We start from the raw sequence: 1,065 nt of genomic DNA on the forward strand, positions 1-1,065 counted from the left end.
AGGCCGGGGTCTTCGACCGGCTCTATCGCAGCGACGATCCGGTGTGGGTCTCGGCCGAGACCCTCGGTACCAAAATGGGTCGTATCGCCGTGTCCATCAGAGCCGGCGACGAGTTCCTCGGCTCCATGTGGGTGGCAACCGGTGAGCCGATGTCCGACGACCGGATGCGTGCTCTGCGCGATTCTGCCGGGTTGATCGCGCTGCAGATGTTGCGGTTGCGCGGCGGCGCCGACGCCGAGCGCCGACTGCGCGCAGACCTGATCGCAACCCTTCTCGACGGTGGGTCAGGTGCGGTCGACGCGATGAATCGCCTCGGTCTCGGGACCGGCCCCGCACTCGTGATGGCTTTGGGTCGTAGGTCTTTCGAGGGATCGTCGAAGCCGGACGATGCCGCCCACGTGGTGCGACTGACCGACGCTCTGGCCATGCACCTCGGCGCCGTCCACTCACAGTCGGCGGCTGCCTTGGTCAACGGGACCGGCTACGCAGTGCTGTCCGTTCGCGGGCATTCCCCGGCCGAAGCCGAACTGCAGGCGTTCCGTGTGGCCTCGGACTTCCTGGACCGTACCGGAGCGTCCGGCGACACGATCATCGGGATCGGCCGGGTCGTGACCAGACCGGCGCAGCTGAGCCGATCGAAGCGCGACGCCGAACATGCCCTCGAAGTGTTGTTGGCGGGACGAGCGTCGGGCAGCGTCGCCACTTTCAGCAGCGTCCACGTCGACGCCATTCTGCTGTAGAGTGCGTCTGAAGCCGCAGCCGAAGGCTTTTCGGACCTGGGGCCCATCGAGGCGATCGCCAGCCACGATGCTGCTCATGCGACCTCGTTCGTCGACACTCTCGATGCGTGGCTCAATGCCTTCGGCGATGTCGGTGACGCTGCAGCGTCATTGCACGTGCACCCCAATACCTTTCGGTATCGGCTCAGTAAGCTCAAGGGTATGGCCGCGTTGGATCTCGACGACCCCAACGTCCGCTTCCGGTTGATGGTGCATCTTCGTCTGCGCGGTCCACGCTAGCTCGAAAGCCGAAATTTGCGGGTCGCACTGATTTCTCAGCGCGACC

Annotated in this window: 1 protein-coding gene and 1 pseudogene; both read left to right on the top strand. The window is 65.2% G+C overall.

Features of this window, described 5'->3' with window-relative positions:
- Window positions 1–740 (top strand): annotated as a pseudogene (locus AC0B9F_RS38520) (PucR family transcriptional regulator); the annotation flags it as partial.
- A gap of 54 nt (window positions 741–794) precedes the next feature.
- Complete coding sequence (locus tag AC0B9F_RS38525) at window positions 795–1,019, top strand: helix-turn-helix domain-containing protein (protein ID WP_472010511.1); 225 nt, start codon at window positions 795–797, stop codon at window positions 1,017–1,019.
- Window positions 1,020–1,065: the final 46 nt, after the last annotated feature.

The organism is Streptomyces sp. NPDC097129 (assembly GCF_055668065.1).